Source organism: Pantoea sp. Tr-811 (assembly GCF_011752535.1).
Classification (GTDB): Bacteria; Pseudomonadota; Gammaproteobacteria; order Pseudomonadales; family Pseudomonadaceae; genus Aquipseudomonas.
The window spans coordinates 1-19,165 of record NZ_VWXJ01000008.1 but is presented as its reverse complement, the minus strand read 5'-3'; the positions used below and the strand labels follow the sequence as shown (position 1 = coordinate 19,165).

Sequence of the window (19,165 nt, the reverse complement as noted above, 5' to 3'; positions counted from 1 at the left end):
TACACGCCTCACTTTTTTTATTGGATAGGTGTAATCGCCAAGATCAGATACTGATCTCAGAACCGCGTGTCTCGGGTGCAAAGAAAGTGGCTACGAAAGAGATACCCGCCAGCAACATGACGTAAGCAGCCACAGGCCAGTAGTGATCACCCGACCAGCTCAGCAACGCAGCGGCAACGAACGGGGCGATACCACCAGACGCCAGAGCAGCAAACTCCTTGCTTACAGCGATACCGGTGTAGCGATACCTCGCATCAAACAATTCAGGGAAGTAGGCGGCTTGCACCGAATACATGCCAAAGGCCCCCAGGCTGATCGCAACGACCATGCTCAATACGATCAGTGTCGAGTCCATCGTGTTGAACAGCCAGAAGGCAGGAAATGCCCACAGCGCAGCGATCAGTGCTGTTACCCGGTACATTACGCGACGGCCCAGGCGATCCGACAGGTAGCCAATAAAAGGAATGGTGAACACCGATACAGCTGCAGCGGCAATCAGGCCCAATGTGCCTACCGACTTATCGATCAGCAGTACCTTGGCCAGGTAACTCAAGGCGAATACCTGATAGAGGTACGAGGTGCCGTTTTCACCCATACGCAGGCAGCACGCCACGATCAGGTTCTTGCGGGAATAACGAAGCAGGTCTTTGACGGGCTGCTTGCTCGCGAGCTTCTTGCGCTTCATCTCCTCGAAAACCGGACTCTCCTTAACCCGCAAGCGGATGATGATGCCAACGGCAATGACCACCACACTGAACAGGAAAGGGATCCGCCAGCCCCACGCCATGAAATCGTCATGGGGCATCTGTTGCACCAGCGAGAACATCCCTGCCGCCAGCAGAATGCCAATGATGATGCCGGCGAAAGGCAGCGAAGCGTAGAAGCCTCGGGTCTCTTTGGGCGCAAACTCCGCCACGATCAGCGAGGCACCTGCTTGCTCGGCTCCAGAGCCAAACCCCTGCAGCAGTCGCAAGATCACCAATAACCCTGTCGCCCAGGCGCCAATTTGCGTATAGGTGGGGAGCAAGCCGATCAACAGCGTGGATACCCCCATCAACAGGACGGTGGAAACCAATACAAACTTCCGGCCTTTACGGTCGCCCACGCGACCAAAGAACAGTCCACCGAATGGCCGCGCAACAAATCCGACTGCATAGGTGGCGAAGATCGCCAGCAGCGCAGTGACTTTGTCGAGCCCTGGGAAAAACAACTCAGAAAAGATCAAGGCTGACGCTGTGCCATAGATCGAGAAGTCGTACCACTCCATGGCGCTCCCGGCGATGCTCGCCACGATGACCCGGTGCAGATCTTTCTTATCAACCGCCTCGGCGGCGGTGTCCGTAATGCTATTGGCTATGGTGCTCATGGGGGTTCCCTTATTGTTCTTGTGTCGCACGTAGGGCTCGCACGCACGAACCCTACGCCCGGTTGTGCTGCGTCAATCAGCCCGTGATGCCTCCGTGCACCGACGCCAGTCCCTTCATTCTCTCAACAGCCAGCTCAGGTTGAATCAGGACACCGGCCTGATCCGCCAAACGGAACACTTCGCTGTAATGCGAGAGCGAGCGAGCCGACTGCATACCGCCGAGCATGGTGAAGTGGTCCTGGTGGCCGTTAAGCCAAGCCAGCAGCACGACGCCTGCCTTGTAGTAGCGGGTCGGGGCCTTGAAGATCTCGCGAGACAATGCAACAGTCGGGTTCATCAAGGCGTGATAGCGCGCCAGGTCGCCCTCGGTCAGCGCAGCCAGCGCATGCGCAGCAACCGGGGCAATCGGGTCGAAGATACCCAGCAGTGCATGGGAGTGATGGGTGGCATCACCTGCGATCAGCTCGCCAAAGTTGAAATCGTCACCGGTGTAGAGCTTGACGCCCTCGGGCAGACGGCGACGCAGCTCAATCTCCCACTCAGCTTCCAGCAGCGAAATCTTGATGCCGTCGACCTTGTCGACGTTGGACTCGATGATCGACAGCACAGTGTTCATCGCGGTCGGCACATCGGTGCTGCCCCAGTAACCGCGCAGGTTGGCGTCGAACGCTTCGCCCAGCCAGTGCAGTATGACCTTCTGGCGAGCTTCGCCCAGCAGGGTCGAATAGACCTTCTCGTAGTCTTCACCACCCTTGGCTACCGCGCAGAGTGCACGGCTGGCCATCAGGATGGCGCTGCCACCTACGCTGTCGACCACTTCGAACTGTTCACGGTAGGCGGTCAGTACATCGTCCAGGGTGGTCGATGGGGTTACGAGCAACTGGTCGGTGCCCACGCCACAGCTCAGGTCAGCACCCTCGATCTGGCGAGCGTGGGTGACGCTCCGGCGGATCAGTTCGGCGGAATCTTTCCAGCCCAGGCCCATGCCGCGTTGAGCAGTGTCCATCGCCTCGGCGATCTTGAAGCCGAGACTCCACAGGTACTCGCGAAAGCCCAGGGTCTTGTCCCAGTCGATGGCGACCGTTTCGTCCCACGGGTTGGCTGGGCGAGCGGGATCGATCACCACGTGAGCGGCAGCGTAGGCGATGCGGCTCAGCGGGCGCTTCTCGAACTTGGCAAAAGGCGCATCAGCGTTTTTCAGCTCGTAGCGATCAATACGGCCATCAAGCGTGGGCAACAGAATATTCACGAGACTTTTCCTCTGACTGGGGGGCTTTGCCAAGAATGAGATCTGCCGCTTTCTCGGCGATCATGATGGTCGGGGCGTTGGTGTTGCTGCTGTTCAAGCGAGGCATGATCGACGCATCCACGACCCGCAGGCCGGTAAGGCCATGGACCTTGAGGTTGGTCGAAACCACCGCATCATCACCGTGGCCCATGCGGCAGGTGCCTGCCGGGTGGTGATCGGTCTTGGCGTTCGCGCAGGCGTATTCGAACAACTGCTCGTCGCTGAGCCTGTCGAGGCCAGGCAGGCGCTCGGCCAGGACGAAGCGCTTGAGCGCAGGTTGCGCGAGAATTTCACGCGCCAGGCGCAGGCCCTTGATCGACATGTCGCGGTCGTAGGGGTCGGCGAAATAGTTCGGATCGATCAGCGGAGCATCGGTGGGGTTGGCACTGGCCAACCGAACGGTGCCGCGCGAGCGAGGACGCAGGAACGCCGAGTTGAGGGTCACACCCGGGTTGCTCATCTGAGCGACACCCGCTTCGATGCCTGACCCCAGGCCGAGGTGGAACTGGATGTCAGGTGAACGGGCTGCAGGGTCGGCATACCAGAACCCACCCGTTTCAAACAGGCTGGACGCTACAGGGCCTTTCTTCAGCAGCCAGTATTGCAGGCCAGCCCATGCGGCCATGTGCGGTTTGCCGTATGGGTCGTAGGTATGCTTACCGGTGCATTCCGCGATGGCAAACAGATCCAGGTGATCCTGGAGATTGCTGCCCACGCCAGGCAATGCATGCTCAACTTTCACGCCCACTTCACGAAGGTGATCTTCAGGGCCGATGCCGGATTGCAGGAGCAGCTTGGGCGATCCGATAGCACCACTGCTGATGATGACTTCTCGCGCAGCCTTGTGGAGCACTGGGGTTGCCCCCTGCACGGAAACCTCAACGCCAACTGCACGCTTGCCTTCAAGCACGACTCGATGAGTCAGGGCATTGAGCACAACGGTCAGGTTCGAGCGATGCATTGCCGGCCGCAGGTAAGCAACAGACGTTGAAGAGCGTTTGGCATTCAACTGGGTCAGTTGGTAATAGCCTAAACCATCCTGTTCGGCACCATTGAAGTCGGGGTTGAACGGAATGCCCAACTCTTGACCGGCCTGGAAAAACGCTTCGCAGATTGGCAGTGGGCTGATGGGATTCGACACCCCCAGTGGCCCGTCATAGCCGTGATACTGGTTCGCATAACGCTGGTTTTTTTCAGCGCGCTTGAAGTAAGGCAGGACATCTTCGTAGGCCCAGCCTTCAGCGCCACACTCACTGGCCCACTCGTCATAATCAGCCGCCGCGCCACGCGTGTAGATCTGCGCGTTGAGGGAGGAGCCCCCACCAATAACCTTGGCCTGGGTGAAGTGCAGTACCCGATTTTTCAGGTGCTTCTGGGGCACTGTCGACCAGCCCCAGGAGCCCCGTCCCTTGGTCATCTTGGCGAAGCCAGCCGGCATGCTGAACAGGGGATGGCGATCCCCTCCTCCAGCTTCCAGCAGCAGCACCTTATTGCTTGGATTTTCGCTGAGTCGATTGGCGAGCACACAGCCCGCCGAACCACCGCCGACAATGATGTAGTCGTACGTCATGACGGCACTCACAGACGTGGGATGGCGAGGCCGCCATCGGCATGAATGACCGAGCCAGTAGCAAAGCCAAACTGCCCACTGGCCAGCGAACTGACGATGGCAGCGATGTCGCTGGTTTCACCCCAGCGCCCCATCGGTACCAGTCCATCCTTGAAGCGCTGCTCGTACTTGTCAGCCACACCAGCGGTCATGTCGGTACGGATCACACCTGGACGCACTTCGAACACACCAATGTTTTCCGCAGCCAGGCGCAAGGCAAACAGCTTGGTGGACATGCCCAAGGCAGCCTTGGACATGCAATATTCGCCACGCTCCGGGGAAGCGAGCTCTACGCTCACGCTGGAAACATTGACGATGCTGCGGGGATGCGACGAGGGGTTCTCAAGCATCTGCTTAGCCACCTGCTGCGTGAGGAAGAAAGTCCCACGCAGGTTGGTTGCCAGCACTACATCGAATGCTTCCGGTTTCATTGCCAAAAGATCGCCACGGGACGGCGAGCCAATGCCGGCGTTGTTTACCAAGCAATCGACTGCACCACCCCACGCCTGAACACGCTCAAGCAATTGAACGTGGGCTTCCAGGCTCTGCAACTCACTGGCAACTGCCAGCCCTCGCCCGCCCAGCGACTCAATCTCAGCACACAGCTGTCGGGCCACTTCGTCTTCACTACGGCAGGTAAAGGCAACGTCGAAACCATCACGAGCCAGCCGAAGCACGATGGCGGCGCCGATTCCGCGCCGGCCTCCGGTGACCAGTGCGATGGGACGTTGCGAAATATTGTTGTTTGTCATGGCTGCATTCTCAACTGTTTGGAACGTTCCAATTTTTGTGCAACAAAGCTCGGCGTTTCACTTCGCAAGCCACCAGTTCTGGCGCTCGCCAATGTGCAATTGGACGCTCTTTTGCTCGGTGTAATCCTCAACAGCATGGCGGCCCAGCTCACGGCCCAGCCCTGAATCGCGCAAGCCACCGAATGGCAGTTCAGCGAAACCATCCAGGAAGGTGTTGACCCACACGGTACCCGCATCGATCTTGCGAGCCGCCTTCAGGCAGACATCAATGTCTTTGCTCCAAACTGCAGCCGACAGGCCGTAGCAGGTGTCGTTGGCCAGCGCGATGGCTTCATCCAGCGAGTCGAAAGTCAGTACCGACAGTACGGGGCCAAAGACTTCTTCACGGGCGATGGTCATCTCCGGCGTTACACCGGTGACGATGGTCGGCTGCAGGTACAGGCCACGCTCGGTTTCGTGACGCTCGCCCCCCAAGCTGATGGTCGCGCCGGCTTTACGAGCGTCGTCGATGGCAGCCTGGATTCCCCCCAGTTGCATCTCGCTGATGATCGCGCCAACTTTCACGTCAGGGTGCAGGGGGTCACCCACCGGTACTTGGCGGGCGCGTTCGATGACGGCATCAGAGAAGCGCGCGGCGATGTCTTTGTGTACCAGGATGCGGCTGCCGCTGTTGCAGCATTCACCTGCGTTGAAGTACACGCCAAAGACAACAGCATCCACGGCAGCGTCCCAGTCGCAGTCAGGGAAGATGATCTGTGGGTTCTTGCCACCCAGCTCCAGCGACACCTTTTTCAACGCAGCGCCGGCTTCGGCAGCAATTAGACGGCCTACGCGAGTAGAGCCGGTGAACGAAACCATGTCGACTTTCGAGTGGCCAACCAGTGGCTGGCCGACGGCTGGGCCCAGGCCGGTCACGATGTTCACGACGCCTTTCGGCAGGCCTGCTTCAAGCAGGATCTCGCCCAGCATCAGGGTGGTGCCGTTGGTGAGCTCGCTTGGCTTGATAACGGTGGTGCACCCCGCCGCCAAGGCGAAGGGCAGCTTCTGGCTCAGGATCCAGATCGGGAAGTTCCAGGGCGTGATCATCGACACCACACCCACAGGCTGACGCAAGACAACGCCCAGATGCGAGTCACCCAGGGTGTTGTAGCTCTCGCCATGCAAGGTGCGCGCGAGGGATGCCGCGTATTTCCACAGGTCAACGCAACCGCTCACCTCCCCACGCGCTTGGCTCAGGGGCTTACCGGTTTCCAGGCATTCGATCAGGGCCATCTCTTCGACGCGAGCCGAAATGCCTTCGGCCACCTTGAGCAGCACTTCGGCGCGCTCACGCCCCGACATATTCGGCCATGTGCCTTCATCGAAGGCGGCACGTGCAGCATCGACAGCACGCTCGGCGTCACCTTGAGCAGCATCAGGATAGATACCCACCACCACATCGTGTGCCGGGCTACGGCGCTCAGCTTGAGCGCCGCTCTGCGCCTCGCACAGTTCGCCATCAATCAGCATGCGGCCTTTGTAAGGCTGGCCAATGATCTGGGTGGGGTTATCTACAGGCAAGAATTGCATTTCATACTCCTTGGTAATCTGCTGGACGACGCTCGCTGAAGCTGGCCAAGCCTTCTTTTGCGTCTGCGGTGGTGGCGGCGAGTGCGCCGGCCATCCCTTCGAGCACAGCCGCTACATTGATGCCGGTGCCCGCGTCGATAAGTTGCTTGGTCAGCTGCACGGAAATCGGTGCCTGTTGGCTGATCTGCCGGGCCAGCTCCAAGGCATGGGCCAGCGCGTCGCCAGGCTCACAGATGTCCTGGACGAGGCCTACGCGCTGAGCTTCGTTTGCATCGATGCGGCGCCCGGTCAAGGCCATCAATTTGACCTGGCTTGGCCCGATCAGCTTCACCAGGCGCTGGGTGCCCGACCACCCTGGGCAGGTCGCGATACCAGCCTCCGGAAGTGCGAAGGTCGCGCCAGGCTCAGACACGCGAATGTCTGCCGTTGCAAGCAGCTCCAGGCCGCCACCGAATGCATGCCCATTGATGGCTGCGATCACAGGCAAGCGAAGGTTGGCCCAGGCATCGAACACGCGATGGCCGTCACGCACCCACTGGCGCCACATATCCAGAGGCTGCAAGCCCGACCAAACGCGGATATCGGCGCCGACACAGAACGCGCGCTCGCCACTGGCAGTCAGCACCACCGCCCGCAAGTCGGTACGCTTGTCGAGATCACTCGCAACATTGCCCAGGGCGGTGATCATTTCAGGCGTCAGCGCGTTCAGCTTGGCTGGACGCTCAAGTGTGACGATTGCCACATGCCCTTGGATCTCAAGGGAGACAATGCCTTCGGCGCTCATGCTTGGCGCTCCTTCAGTTCCAGGCCCATCAGGGCGTCGGTGAACAGTGCGGGGCTCATGACACTGACGTTGTCCGCCACCAGCAGCGGGAACTCGGCCTGGGCAAGCACGTCTTTCTCCATATCGATACCAGGGGCAACTTCGGTGACCATAAGGCCCTGTGCAGTGAGCTTCATCACGCAGCGCTCAGTCACATAGGTGACGTCTTGGCCACGCTCAAGCGCCATACGGCCGCTGAAGGTGACGTGATCCACGGCTTCTACCAATTTGCGAGATTTGCCTGGCTGCAGAATCTGCAGCTCGCCGTTACCTGCTTCGAGCTTGGCACCGGCGGTGAAGAAACCAGAGAACACAATCCGCTTGGCATGGGTTGTGATGTCCACGAACCCGCCGCAACCTGCAGTCAGGTAGGGTTTGCCTGGCAACTTCGACACGTTGACGTTGCCGTGACGATCGATCTGCAGGAAGGACAGCAGGGTCAAGTCGAACCCACCCCCCTGGAAATAAGTGAACTGGGCCGAGGAAGGCATGATTGCATCCGCGTTGGCGGCGCAACCAAAAGCGAAGCCCAGCAGTGGCATCCCTCCCACCGCGCCTTGCTCGATCACCCAGGTCGCTGCGCCGTTGTGCCCTTCTTCCAGGAGGATACGCGGTACGTTGGCGGAGATGCCAAAGCCCAGGTTCACAGCCATACCCTGCTCAACCTGCATCGCCGCGCGGCGGGCAATGACTTTCTCGGGATTGAATGGGGCAATTTCAAAGGTGGATTCTGGTTGCTGGATTTCACCACTGATAGCGGGATCGTAAGCAACCTGGGTGGTTTGCATCTGCTCAGGATCAACCACGATGTGGTCCACCAGGTTGCAAGGCACGTGGACGTGGTGGGGTTTCAGCGAACCCGCACGAACCACCCGTTTGACTTGAGCAATGACAATACCGCCGCTGTTGCGCACAGCCAGCGCTTGGTCGAGCGCGCCCAGCAAGCCGCCTTCATGCTCATAGGAAAGATTGCCGCGTTCATCTGCGGTGGTCGCACGAATGATGGCGACCTTAGGGACGATGGTTGGGAAGAAAAGCCAGTCCTCACCCGCGAAGGTCACCTTTTCGACAATCGGATGCTCGGCACCGAGTTCGTTCATCGCGCAACCCTGGCGGGATGGATCTGCGAACGTATCGAGCCCCACTTTGGTCAGCACACCAGGACGCTTGGCCGCAGCATCTTTGTGCAAATCGAACAGGATGCCGCTGGGCACGTTATACGCGGCAATCTCGTTGTCGGTGATCATCCGCCAGATCTCTGGCATCGGCTGGGACGAAGGCCCGCTTGGGTAGGAACCCGCCACCACCTTACTGATCAGGCCAGGTTGTGCGAGGTGCTCGATCCCCTTGATGCCGTACAGGTCACCTGCAGCAATCGGATGCAGCAGGGTGAGGCCAGCAGGATGAGCCGTGTCACGGTAGCGTTGCCCGAGGGCGGCCAGCACTGCATCAGGGCATGCAAGGCCACTGGAAGAGCTGACGGTAACCGTGTCGCCGTCGTGGATAAGGCTCGCAGCCTGTTCAGCAGTGATGAGCTTTTTCATAAAACCTTTCGCCGTATGGAAATTTGGAATGGCAGCGCTCAGGCGCGGCTGTCTCTCAATGTCTTGGGCTAACACTTGCGATGTTCGCGAGCACGGCCAAGCCCAAGGCGCCTGCGAACGGATCCGCGTTCATTTCAGTGAGCACGAACTGGGCAGTCGCCGGGGAGCGGGTCGGGGCTGAATGCAAAGCAGAAGGACGCGCACAGGTACGCAAGCGGAGCAGGGAAAGCAGTGAGTAGACAACGTTCATGACGATCACCATTTTTGTTATTAAATCGTTCCACATTGTTTTTGGAACGTTCCAAAACGGTAAATTGCCTGATTTAAGCTGTCAACACCCTTCATCGGCCGGGGCTGGGATGGCCTGAGTTGCAATGGTGGGAAAATCAAACGATCTGTACGAGAAAAACGCTCAGAATCGGTAAGATCGTCGATAACTGGCTAGCATTGAACGGCATAAAATTGGTACGTTTGGAACGTTCCTATCCCGTCATCAGTAGAGATTTTTCCGTTGAGCACGCGCCAAAGCGAAGAAAAGGTCACCATCACCGATATCGCCAAGGCGAGCGGTGTATCGAAATCAACCGTTTCGCTGGTTCTGAACAACAGCCCCCTGGTCCGCCCTGCCACAGCGGAAAAGGTCCGCGCTACCGCTGAACAGCTCGGCTACGTGTACAACCGAAGCGCCGCGAACCTGCGCCAGGGTGTGTCCAACGTCATCGGGATGGTGGTGAACGACCTGAGCAACTCCTTTTTTGTGGAGCTACTGATTGGCGCCGAGCGCAAACTGCTGGAGTCCAGCTACATCACCCTGCTTGCCCATACGGCTGAGGATCAGGACGTACAGCGTCAGGTATTGGCGTCGATGCGGGAGCACAAAGCTGCGGGCATCATCATCTGCCCAACATTCGAAACCCCGGTAGAGCTCGTCGCCTCGCTCGGGCAATGGGGAATGCCCTTCGTCACCGTCATGCGGGCGCTGGGAGGCGATGACACCGATTTCGTAGGCGCCGACAACTACCTGGGCATCCAGATGGCGACCCAGCACCTGATCGACCTTGGCCATAGGGACATCGCATTCATCGGTCGAAACAGCACTTATGCGGTCAGCTTGGAGCGTCTGCGTGGATACGCTGATTGCCTTGAGAAAAATGGCATCACACCGAATGCTGACTGGATGATCGAAACAGCTATCAGCCTGGCCGGTGGCAAGGACGGCATGAGCAGGCTACTTGACCAGAAACACCGCCCTACTGGCGTGGTCTGCTACAACGACCTCATCGCCACAGGCGCCCTCAGCGAACTGGGCAATCGCGGCCTGAGAGCCGGAGAGGATATTGCCTTGGTCGGCAGTGATGGAACTGCTGCCTCGGCCTACTGCAGCCCTCCCCTGACGACACTGGCTCTGGAGCCAGAGCGTCTTGGAGAGGTGGCCAGTGAAATGCTGCTGTCGCGCCTGAAGAACCCAGACGCGCCGCCCATGAAGTACCTGCTCAAACCCAAGTTGATCGTTCGTGACACCTGCGGGGCGCCTAAAAATCAATAGCGCCAAAACACCCCTGATCGTGCTGCCTTGATGACGTCAAACACGCGGTTCAGGCTGCCTGCTCAGGCCGACGCAAAAGCAGCCTCAACAGGCAACTCAACGGCCTCAAACAACTCAGCTGCCACCTTATGCCGGCGCGCTTGCTCCAGGTGCTTGCGCATATGGTCAGCCGCAGCCAGCCGATCACCTTTTTCAAGGCAAGCCAGGATCGCCAGATGTTCAACCGCCTGCTCTCGCCGAGGTGCGCGCTTGCTCGCCTGACGGTACTCCACCAAACGGCGAAGTTGGTCGAGACGACGAACCGTCTGAACGTGAAATCGGTTGCCGGAAAAACTGGCCAGCGTCTCGTGGAACTGAGCATTCGATTCGAACAGCTCCTGGGGCGTCATGGTCAGGTAGCCGCCATCTGCAATGAATTGCTGCTGCTTCTTGCAGCGAGCCAAGGCTTCGGTATCGATCATGAACGTTGGGGCAAGCAGCCCTGCCGGCTCGATGATCGCGCCGTGCAGACGCTTACCGAAGTGGGCCTGGCCCATCGCCTGGAGGCATTTCCAGCCACCCTGTCCGGCGGTGAATCGTAGCGCGTAGCGCTGTGTTGACAAGGACGACCCGGACAGCCTTGGCCGTGACCACAACCCTTTTATCGCGCCGGCTATCCACTCAGCGCAATCTCCATCTGACCGGCACTCGCGGGCTGCGCTGTCTCCCAGGGAACAGTGCCAGCAGGCGCGCCGCAATCCTCTGTAGGAGCGGGCTTGCCCCGCGAACACCGGCGAAGCCGGTGCCATGCACCGCGGTGCTTGCTTCGCGGGCCAAGCCCGATCCTACATAAAAATCTTCTAAATCAGATAGTTGCGATTTTTCCATAGGCGCGAGCTTGCTGGCGATGAATTGTCATCGGTAGCGACCTAACAGTCAACAAAATGCGTAACCCATATTTTATATATCACTATAAATGCATATTTTCGATAATTAGAATAGAACCATAAAGTCTTTCAAAATATTTTCTTATAGAGATATGTTCCCTTCAGACCGACCACGGACAGGTGGAGGCAAAGGATCTCCGCTCCTTCGTCCGTATCCGTAGCCGACCATCGGCGTGGTAAATGGCCTTGGCATGCTGGCATCCGACATCACTTCCACTGTTGGTTGTCAGGAACTCGCGGCCATGAACCATTCGCCGAATATCGCGCTCGATCACCCCGCCCTTGCCAGTGCCCTGGCACCCCTTGCACCTCTCGCCCACTTCGCGAATGCAGCCGATAACGAGCGCCTGCCAACGGTCACCGTCACCGCGCTGCTCAGCGTGCGTTACGGCCTCTAGTTCACGTTGGGCCAGCCGCCCGGCTGGCCACCACTTTCGATAAGGAACATTCGATATGGGACTCACCCGTAGGGATCTGATCGGCCACCTGATGGCCGCTGGCGGTTACGGCGCCGCCCTTGGCAGCCTATCCGCGCTGGGCTTGCTGCCAAGCACGGCAGCCGCCACCAGCTTCGCCCCACTGGGCCTGCCGACCGCAGCCGGCAACGGCAAGCGCGTGTTGATCGTCGGCGCCGGCATCAGTGGCCTGGTCAGTGCCTATGAACTGCGCAAGGCCGGTTTCGACGTACGCATCCTCGAAGCCCGCGAGCGGATCGGCGGGCGGGCCTGGACGCTGCGCAATGGCGACCGCATCGAACACAACGATGGCACTCGCCAGACGGTGCAGTTCGATGAGGGCCACTACTTCAACGCAGGCCCAGCGCGCCTGCCCAGCCATCACCTGACCATCCTTGGCTACTGCCGCGAACTCGGCGTACCGCTGGAAGTGCTGGTCAACAGCAGCCGCAACGCCCTCGCCCAACCCGACCTCAGCCAGCCGCCGTTGCTGTTGCGCCAGGCGGTCAACGATACCCGTGGCCATCTCAGCGAACTGCTGTCGCGCAGCGTCAGCAGCAAGGCACTGGACAAGCAGCTGGACGCCGCCGACCAAAAGGCGCTGCTGGATTTTCTCAAGGTCTACGGCGACCTCAACGAGCAGCGCACATACCAAGGCTCCGTGCGCGCCGGCTACAGCCGCTTCGCAGGCGCAGGTGAGCAGACGCCGATCCAGCGCCAACCGGTTGCCCTTAAACAGTTGCTCAACCCCAACCTGATGTTGCCACTGGTTTTTGACGAAATCCCTGAGTTTTCCGCGACCATGTTCCAGCCGGTGGGCGGCATGGACCAAATTGCCAAGGCGCTGTACGCCAAGGTGCAGGACGCGGTGCAGTTGCACGCCGAAGTGCAGGCGATCCAGACCTCCGACAGCGGGGCACGCATCAGCTGGCGTGACCGGCGCAGCGGCAAGACCCAGGTAGAGAGCGCTGACTACGCCATTGTCACCATTCCCTTGCCACTGCTGGCCAAGGTCGAGCACAACTTCGGCAAACCGACGCAAGACGCCATCGAACTGGCCAAGCCGGACCTGGCCAACAAGGTGGCCTGGCAGGCGCCGCGCTTCTGGGAAAGCGAATTCCAGATCTATGGCGGCCTTTCCTACATCAACCACGAAGCGCGCCTGCTCTGGTACCCCAGCGACCACCTCAACAGCGCCCGTGGCGTGCTCATCGGCACCTACAACAACGGCGACGTGGCGCGCAAGTTCGCCAGCCAGTCGCTTGCCCAGCAATTGGCTTCATCGCGCAGTGCGGTGGAGTCGCTACACCCCGGGCATGGCGGCAAATTGCAAAATGGCGTGGCCGTCAACTGGTCGAAAGTGCCCTTCAGCGAGAGCCCGTGGATCGTGCAAGACGAAGTGGCCGAGCCCGGTTACAGCCAGCTCAACCAGGCCAAGGGGCGCACCTGGCTGGCCAGCGATGCCCTGGCCCACGGTGGCGTCGGCATCTGGCAGAACACCGCCGCCGAGTCCGCGCGCCATGTGGTGAAGCAGATCGCCAACCACGCGCAACAACAGCAACGCGGCGTCGCCGCCTGAACCAGGAACCTGCCCATGAAAACCGCCGCCTTGCTACTTGGAACCCTTATGACTTTGTCTGCACTCAACGCCCAGGCCGAAACCATCAAACGTGTCGCCCCACCTGGCTCCAACTTCCCCATTTCGCAACTGGTGACCGTGCCGGCAGGCGCCGCGCTGACCTTCGTGAGCGGCACCCTGCCGGACGTTGCCGACCCCAAGGCTGCACCGCAGACGATTGCGGCGTACGGCAACACCGAAACCCAGGCGTTTTCGGTACTGAGCAAGATCCGCACGGCGCTGCAAAGCCAGGGCCTGGACCTGGGCGATATCGTGCAACTGCGGGTGTTTTTGGTCGGTGACCCGGCCAACGGCGGCAAGCTCGACTTCGCCGGCCTGCAGGCGGCCTACACAAAATTCTTCGCCACCGCCGACCAGCCCAATAAACCCACCCGCACGGCGTTGCAGGTCGTTGCCCTGCCGCTGCCAGGCGCGCTGGTCGAGATCGAAGCAATTGCCGCCAAGGCTCCCTAGCCACCCGTTCATAGAGAAAACGCTACCTCATTGAATTAGCAGGGACCCTGCGGGAGCGGCGATCTCCCACTGCGCACCATTCATTCCTTCTGCCGGGCCAGCCCGGCGGACAGGCTTCGTGCAAGCAAAAATCAATAGCGCCTCAGGAAGAGAGAGCATGCCTTTACATCTGCCAACCGTCCACGTTCGACCCGCCTTGCTGGCACTGGCCGCCGCCGGCACCAGCCTGGGCGCCCCAACCACCTTCGCCGCCAGCAACGACGACCAGGCGACCACCTCGGCGCAACTGGGCACGGTGATCGTCACCGGCAACCGGGGCTCGGAGAAACGCACCGTCACCACCAGCCCGGTACCGATCGACGTAATCAGCGCCAAACAACTGCAGGAAACCGGCAAACCCGGCCTGATGGAAGCGCTGAGCGCCACCGTGCCCTCCTTCACCCTGCCGGAAAAAACCGGCTGGGATGCCAGCGGCATGGCCCGCGCGCCAAGCCTGCGTGGCCTCAACGCCGCTCAAGTGCTGGTGCTGGTCAACGGCAAGCGCCGGCATACCAGCGCCACCCTGAACATCAGCGGCATCCATGCCGGCGCCGCACCCACCGACCTCGACCTGATCCCCATCAGCCTGATCGACCACGTCGAAGTACTGCGTGATGGCGCTGCCGCGCAATATGGCTCGGACGCCATCGCCGGGGTGATCAACGTGATCCTCAAGGCCGACGAGTCCGGCACTTCGGTGACCAACGTCGGCCAGGGATACGACGGCAAGAAGCAGACCGTGCAGCAGAGCCTCAACAAGGGCTTCGAAATCGGTAATGGCGGCATCCTCCAGCTGGCGCTGGATGCGCGCAGCCAGAACGACGACAACAAGGCCAGCGCCAACGGCTATAGCTATGCAGAGGCTTATGAAAAGGCCGGCAAGGCAACCTATGGCGGTTACGGCACGCCGAAGATCAACTTGCTGACCCTGGGCTACAACGCCGAACTGCCAGTCAGCGACGACCTCACCTTGTACTCCTTCACCACCTATTCGCACCGCAAGGCCGAGCAGGGCCAGAACTTCCGCCTGCCGACCATCACCAACACCATCACCACCGGCCCCAATGGCTACCCCGCCGGCTACACGCCAACCTGGTACATCGATGAAGACGACTTCCAGGCGGCCCTTGGCGGGCGTGGCGAGATCGGCGAGTGGGCCTGGGACCTGTCCAGCACCTACGGGCGCAATGCCGCACTGCAAGGCACCACGCACAACCAGAACCCGTCGCTCGGCGAGGCGACGCCCAATCACTTCGAGTCCGGCACCTGGATTGCCACCCAACTGACCAGCAACCTCGACCTCAGCCGCAGCTTTGATATCGGCCTGGAAAAACCACTGGACCTGGCCGTGGGCCTGGAGCACCGCAAGGAAACCTATCAGGTCCGCGACGGTGACTGGGCCTCCTGGGCCAACGGTGGTTACTGCCGTGCCCCCGGTGATTGCGCCGCGTCCGGCGCCCAGGTCACCAACGGTATCTCGCCGGCCGAAGCCACCAGCACAAGCCGCAACAGCGTGGCAAGCTACATAGACGTCGGCTTCAACCCGCTGCCGCAGTGGTACTTGGGTGGCGCGCTGCGCTACGAACACTACAACCAGGGCGTTGGCGCCACCCGCAGCGGCAAGCTGACGACCCGCTACGACTTCACCCCTGAGTTCGCGGTGCGGGCAACCGTCAGCAACGGCTTCCGCGCGCCTTCGCTGGCCAACAGCCTGTTCAGTGCGCGCTCGACCACCTATGGCGTGGTCAATGGGGTTTACCAGTCGATCAACTACGGCGTTCTGCCGGTCGAATCGGGCGCCGCTCAAGCGCTGGGGGCGACGGCGCTGAAACCCGAGCGCTCGACCAACTTCAGCCTCGGTGCCACCTTCCAGCCCAACGAGCGCCTGTCATTCACTGCCGACGCCTACGTGATCAACGTGCGCGACCGCATCACCCTGACCGGTACCCTGCTTGGCCCCGAAGTGACCCAGACCTTGCTGGCCAACGGCATCGACTCAACCACCGGAGGCAGCTACTTCACCAACGGCGCCAACACCCGTACCAAGGGCCTGGACCTGGTCGGCAACTACGACCAGGCCCTGGGCAACTGGGGCAAAGTGAAATGGACGGCGGCCTTCAACTGGAACCAGACCGACATCCTCAGCTACAAGGAAAATGTCAGCATCCAGGGTGCCAACTACGCATTGATGGATCGCCAGGCCCGCAATTTCATCACCGATGTACAACCCAACACCAAGCTGATTCTTGGCGCCAACTGGCAGCTGGACCGCTGGACCAGCAACCTGACTCTGACCCGCTACGGCTCCTGGCGCGAAGTCAACTCCGCCGCTGACCGCAGCCTGGACCGCGAGTACAAGGCACGCTGGATCACGGATGTGGATGTGGGCTACCAACTGACCAAGGACCTCAACCTGGCCGTTGGTGCGCAGAACCTGTTCGATATCTACCCCGAGCGCCAGAACCCAAGCAGCAAGACCATGACCAAAGGCTACGGCGCCTATTCGCCCTACGGCTTTACCGGTGGTTACTACTTCACTCGGCTGACCTACAACTTCTGATGAAAGGATAACCCCATGACTCAACGCAAACTGCACCTTGGCGCCATTCTCACCGGCGTGGGTACTACCCAGCACGAATGGCTGCACCCAGAGATACCTGGCGATGCCAGCATCGATATCGACTGGTACAAGCAACAGGCGCGCGCCGCCGAAGCGGCCAAGTTCGACTTCGTGTTCATCGTCGACAGCCCGTACATCACCCCCGAGTCGGCGCCGCACTTTCTCAACCGCCTGGAGCCGTTGACCCTTCTGTCGGCGCTGGCGGGCGCCACCGAGCGCATTGGCCTGGTCGCCACCCTGACCACCTCCTATACCGAACCCTTCAACGTCGCTCGCCAGTTCGCCTCGCTGGACCATATCAGCCATGGCCGCGCCGGCTGGAATGTGGTCACCACCGGCCTGGAGGGTGCCGCCGGCAACTTCGGCCGCGAGCAGCATATCGACCACGGCGAGCGCTACCGCCGCGCCCATGAACACGTCGCCGTGGTACAAGGCTTGTGGGACTCCTACGAGGATGACGCCTTCCCCCGCGATAAAGCCAACAAGCGCTTCCTCACAGCCAGCAAGCAGCATCGTCTGGACCACCAGGGCGAGTTTTTCTCGGTCACAGGGCCGTTGAATATTTCCCGCTCGCCCCAGGGGCAGCCGGTGATCTTTCAAGCCGGGGTTTCTGAATCGGGTCGTGGCCTGGCGGCGCAGATCGCCGAAGGCATCTTCGCGGGCGTCGACAACTTCGAAGACGCGGTCGAGTACTACGCCGATATCAAACGGCGCACCGCCGAGGAGGGACGCAACCCCGATCATGTGCTGTTGTTCCCCGGCATCGACCCGATCATTGCCGATACCGACGAGCAGGCTCAGGCCATCGAGCGCGAACGCAAGGGTGAGCTGGACCTCAACAAGGCGCTGGTGCAACTGGGCCGCCCCTTCAACTATCACGACTTCAGCCAGTACGACCTTGACGCGCCCTTCCCGCAACTGGGCGACCTGGGCAGCAACGGCTACCGTGGCCACGCCGAGCGCATCAAGCGCGTGGCCGCCGAACAGAACCTGACCCTGCGCCAGGCGGCCCTGCGCTTCGGCCAGCCCTACTCCAAGTTCGTCGGCTCACCGCTGACCGTGGCCAACGAAATCGAACGCTGGTTCCGCGAGGGTGCCGTGGACGGCTTCAACATTCATGTGGGCGCACCGAGCGACTTCGCCCGTTTCACCAACGAGGTGCTGCCGATCCTGCGCGAGCGCGGGCTGTTCCGTAGCGAGTATGAGGCCCGTACGTTGCGCGGGCACCTTGGGCTGGAAGTACCGCAGAACCGCCATGCGTCATCGCCTCAGCCCGCCACCGAACGCGTCGAGGAAACGGTGTGAGCCCTTGAGAGTCCACCCGCCGCCCTGGCGCTGCGCTGCAATGCGTGAGTGCCCAAAAATGGGATACGCGAACACCGGCGCTTGACCTACACCACAACCCTGGGCTGCCGATCAAGCGCCCATCTCCAGGCCAGCGCCGCCCCCGGTAGGAGCGAGCACAGCTCGCGATGGGGCGCGCAGCGGCCCCAGGGTTTCAGCCTCGCGGCTCATAGTGCTGGGGCTGCTTTGCAGCCCATCGCGAGCTGCGCTCGCTCCTACCGGGTCCTGTGGGAGCGGGCTTGTTCGCGAAGCAGGCGACGCTGTGGATGGCACCGGCTACGCCGGTGTTCGCGGGCAAGCCCGCTCCCACAGAACCTGCCCTCTTCATCCGATCAATCGCTTGCGCATGGGCGTGCACGCCACTTCAAGCCCCGAAGGCGAGGTGTAGATGCCGCGTTCCTCCCCGTGGAACCCACACCGATGGTAGAACGCAGTAGCGTTTGGGGTCGCGTCCAGATGTATTTCGGCCAGCCCGGCCTCAAGCGCCAGCCGCTCCAGGTAATGGATCATGGACTTGCCAATTCCCTGCCCCATGAACCCCGGCAGGACAAATACAGCACCCAGCTCAGCCGACTGGAAATCAATAAACCCCGTGGCCACCGCTGCTTCGCCCCACCATGCAATGTGGTACTGGCGCTCGACACTGGCCCGGTACCGGTCCGTCAACGGCACCTGCGTCCAGGCTTGAACCTGTTCTGGCGTGTAGACGGTAATACACTGGTGCCGTATAGCCTGAAGCCGGATATCGAAAGCGACTTCGGCGTCGCTGTACCTGGCTGGGCGGATCTCCAACATGCTCATGCTCCTTATCATGTGTGCTCATGATCGGAGCATGAAAAAGCCCCGACCATTGTGGGCGGGGCTTAGGGGATGAGTGGAATTTACACGCGCAACGCCCTATGGCCCGCCGAAGGGGGACATCATGGGGCGCATCAAGGTTACGCAGCTGTAGTTCGTCATGAGGGCAACATCTCATGCTGCAGAAAAGCGTGTCAAATTTCGGGGCACAGGGGCACACGATAATGGCCTGCGGCCAACTAAGCGTGGACGTGAATGAATGGCCGCTATCGACCCAGGCTGTGTGAAAACGCCAGTGATTGTCTAACCTTCTGATCGTCGAGATCGTGGCGGGGACGATCATGAAACGGTTCATTGAGGGTGAGGCTCGGACGCAAGTCACGTTGCTGCCGGA

15 protein-coding genes are annotated in these 19,165 nt (G+C 60.6%); 6 read left to right on the top strand and 9 right to left on the bottom strand.

What is annotated here, in order from left to right; translation table 11 throughout:
- Positions 1 to 43: 43 nt before the first annotated feature.
- The 7 genes from F3J44_RS13630 to F3J44_RS13600 form a co-directional block, all read right to left on the bottom strand.
- Positions 44 to 1,366 carry an MFS transporter gene (locus F3J44_RS13630; RefSeq protein ID WP_167273119.1) on the bottom strand — a complete coding sequence of 441 codons (1,323 nt, stop codon included), beginning with the start codon at positions 1,364 to 1,366 and terminating at the stop codon, positions 44 to 46.
- A 76-nt stretch (positions 1,367 to 1,442) separates the two neighbouring features.
- The gene (locus F3J44_RS13625; protein WP_167273116.1) at positions 1,443 to 2,615 is read right to left on the bottom strand and encodes a dihydrodipicolinate synthase family protein; all 1,173 of its coding nucleotides are present in this window, start codon (positions 2,613 to 2,615) and stop codon (positions 1,443 to 1,445) included.
- A complete protein-coding gene (locus F3J44_RS13620) occupies positions 2,590 to 4,224 on the bottom strand; it encodes a GMC family oxidoreductase (protein WP_167273114.1) in 1,635 nt (544 codons plus the stop codon). The genes F3J44_RS13625 and F3J44_RS13620 overlap by 26 nt, the downstream gene beginning before the upstream one ends.
- 8 nt (positions 4,225 to 4,232) lie before the next feature.
- Entirely contained in the window at positions 4,233 to 5,015 is a 783-nt protein-coding gene (locus F3J44_RS13615) for a 3-ketoacyl-ACP reductase (RefSeq protein WP_167273111.1), read from the bottom strand.
- A gap of 57 nt (positions 5,016 to 5,072) precedes the next feature.
- Positions 5,073 to 6,584 (bottom strand): aldehyde dehydrogenase family protein, encoded by a 1,512-nt coding sequence (locus F3J44_RS13610; protein WP_167273108.1) that lies wholly within the window; start codon positions 6,582 to 6,584, stop codon positions 5,073 to 5,075.
- Between the two features lies 1 nt (position 6,585).
- Positions 6,586 to 7,368 (bottom strand): enoyl-CoA hydratase/isomerase family protein, encoded by a 783-nt coding sequence (locus tag F3J44_RS13605; RefSeq protein ID WP_167273106.1) that lies wholly within the window; start codon positions 7,366 to 7,368, stop codon positions 6,586 to 6,588.
- The gene (locus F3J44_RS13600) at positions 7,365 to 8,951 is read right to left on the bottom strand and encodes an acyl CoA:acetate/3-ketoacid CoA transferase (protein WP_167273103.1); all 1,587 of its coding nucleotides are present in this window, start codon (positions 8,949 to 8,951) and stop codon (positions 7,365 to 7,367) included. The genes F3J44_RS13605 and F3J44_RS13600 overlap by 4 nt, the downstream gene beginning before the upstream one ends.
- Positions 8,952 to 9,462: 511 nt before the next feature.
- Between F3J44_RS13600 and F3J44_RS13595 the strand changes: the two genes are divergently transcribed.
- The gene (locus F3J44_RS13595) at positions 9,463 to 10,497 is read left to right on the top strand and encodes a LacI family DNA-binding transcriptional regulator (protein ID WP_167273101.1); all 1,035 of its coding nucleotides are present in this window, start codon (positions 9,463 to 9,465) and stop codon (positions 10,495 to 10,497) included.
- 62 nt (positions 10,498 to 10,559) lie between these two features.
- On the opposite strand, the gene F3J44_RS29595 is transcribed toward F3J44_RS13595, so the two are convergent.
- Positions 10,560 to 11,033 carry an FCD domain-containing protein gene (locus F3J44_RS29595; protein ID WP_240158367.1) on the bottom strand — a complete coding sequence of 158 codons (474 nt, stop codon included), beginning with the start codon at positions 11,031 to 11,033 and terminating at the stop codon, positions 10,560 to 10,562.
- Between the two features lie 581 nt (positions 11,034 to 11,614).
- On the opposite strand from F3J44_RS29595, the gene F3J44_RS13580 reads away from it, so the two are divergent.
- The 5 genes from F3J44_RS13580 (at position 11,615) to F3J44_RS13560 (ending at position 17,934) form a co-directional block, all read left to right on the top strand.
- Positions 11,615 to 11,821, top strand: a complete 207-nt coding sequence (locus F3J44_RS13580) for a hypothetical protein (protein ID WP_167057702.1) — start codon at positions 11,615 to 11,617, stop codon at positions 11,819 to 11,821.
- Between the two features lie 55 nt (positions 11,822 to 11,876).
- Entirely contained in the window at positions 11,877 to 13,457 is a 1,581-nt protein-coding gene (locus F3J44_RS13575) for an FAD-dependent oxidoreductase (protein ID WP_167273098.1), read from the top strand.
- A 48-nt stretch (positions 13,458 to 13,505) separates the two neighbouring features.
- Positions 13,506 to 13,970: a RidA family protein gene (locus tag F3J44_RS13570; protein ID WP_205299876.1), complete on the top strand. Its 465-nt coding sequence runs from the start codon at positions 13,506 to 13,508 to the stop codon at positions 13,968 to 13,970.
- 157 nt (positions 13,971 to 14,127) lie between these two features.
- Entirely contained in the window at positions 14,128 to 16,569 is a 2,442-nt protein-coding gene (locus tag F3J44_RS13565) for a TonB-dependent siderophore receptor (RefSeq protein ID WP_167057711.1), read from the top strand.
- Positions 16,570 to 16,584: 15 nt separating this feature from the next.
- Positions 16,585 to 17,934: an LLM class flavin-dependent oxidoreductase gene (locus F3J44_RS13560; RefSeq protein WP_167273093.1), complete on the top strand. Its 1,350-nt coding sequence runs from the start codon at positions 16,585 to 16,587 to the stop codon at positions 17,932 to 17,934.
- Positions 17,935 to 18,297: 363 nt separating this feature from the next.
- On the opposite strand, the gene F3J44_RS13555 is transcribed toward F3J44_RS13560, so the two are convergent.
- A complete protein-coding gene (locus F3J44_RS13555) occupies positions 18,298 to 18,768 on the bottom strand; it encodes a GNAT family N-acetyltransferase (RefSeq protein WP_167273090.1) in 471 nt (156 codons plus the stop codon).
- Positions 18,769 to 19,165: the final 397 nt, after the last annotated feature.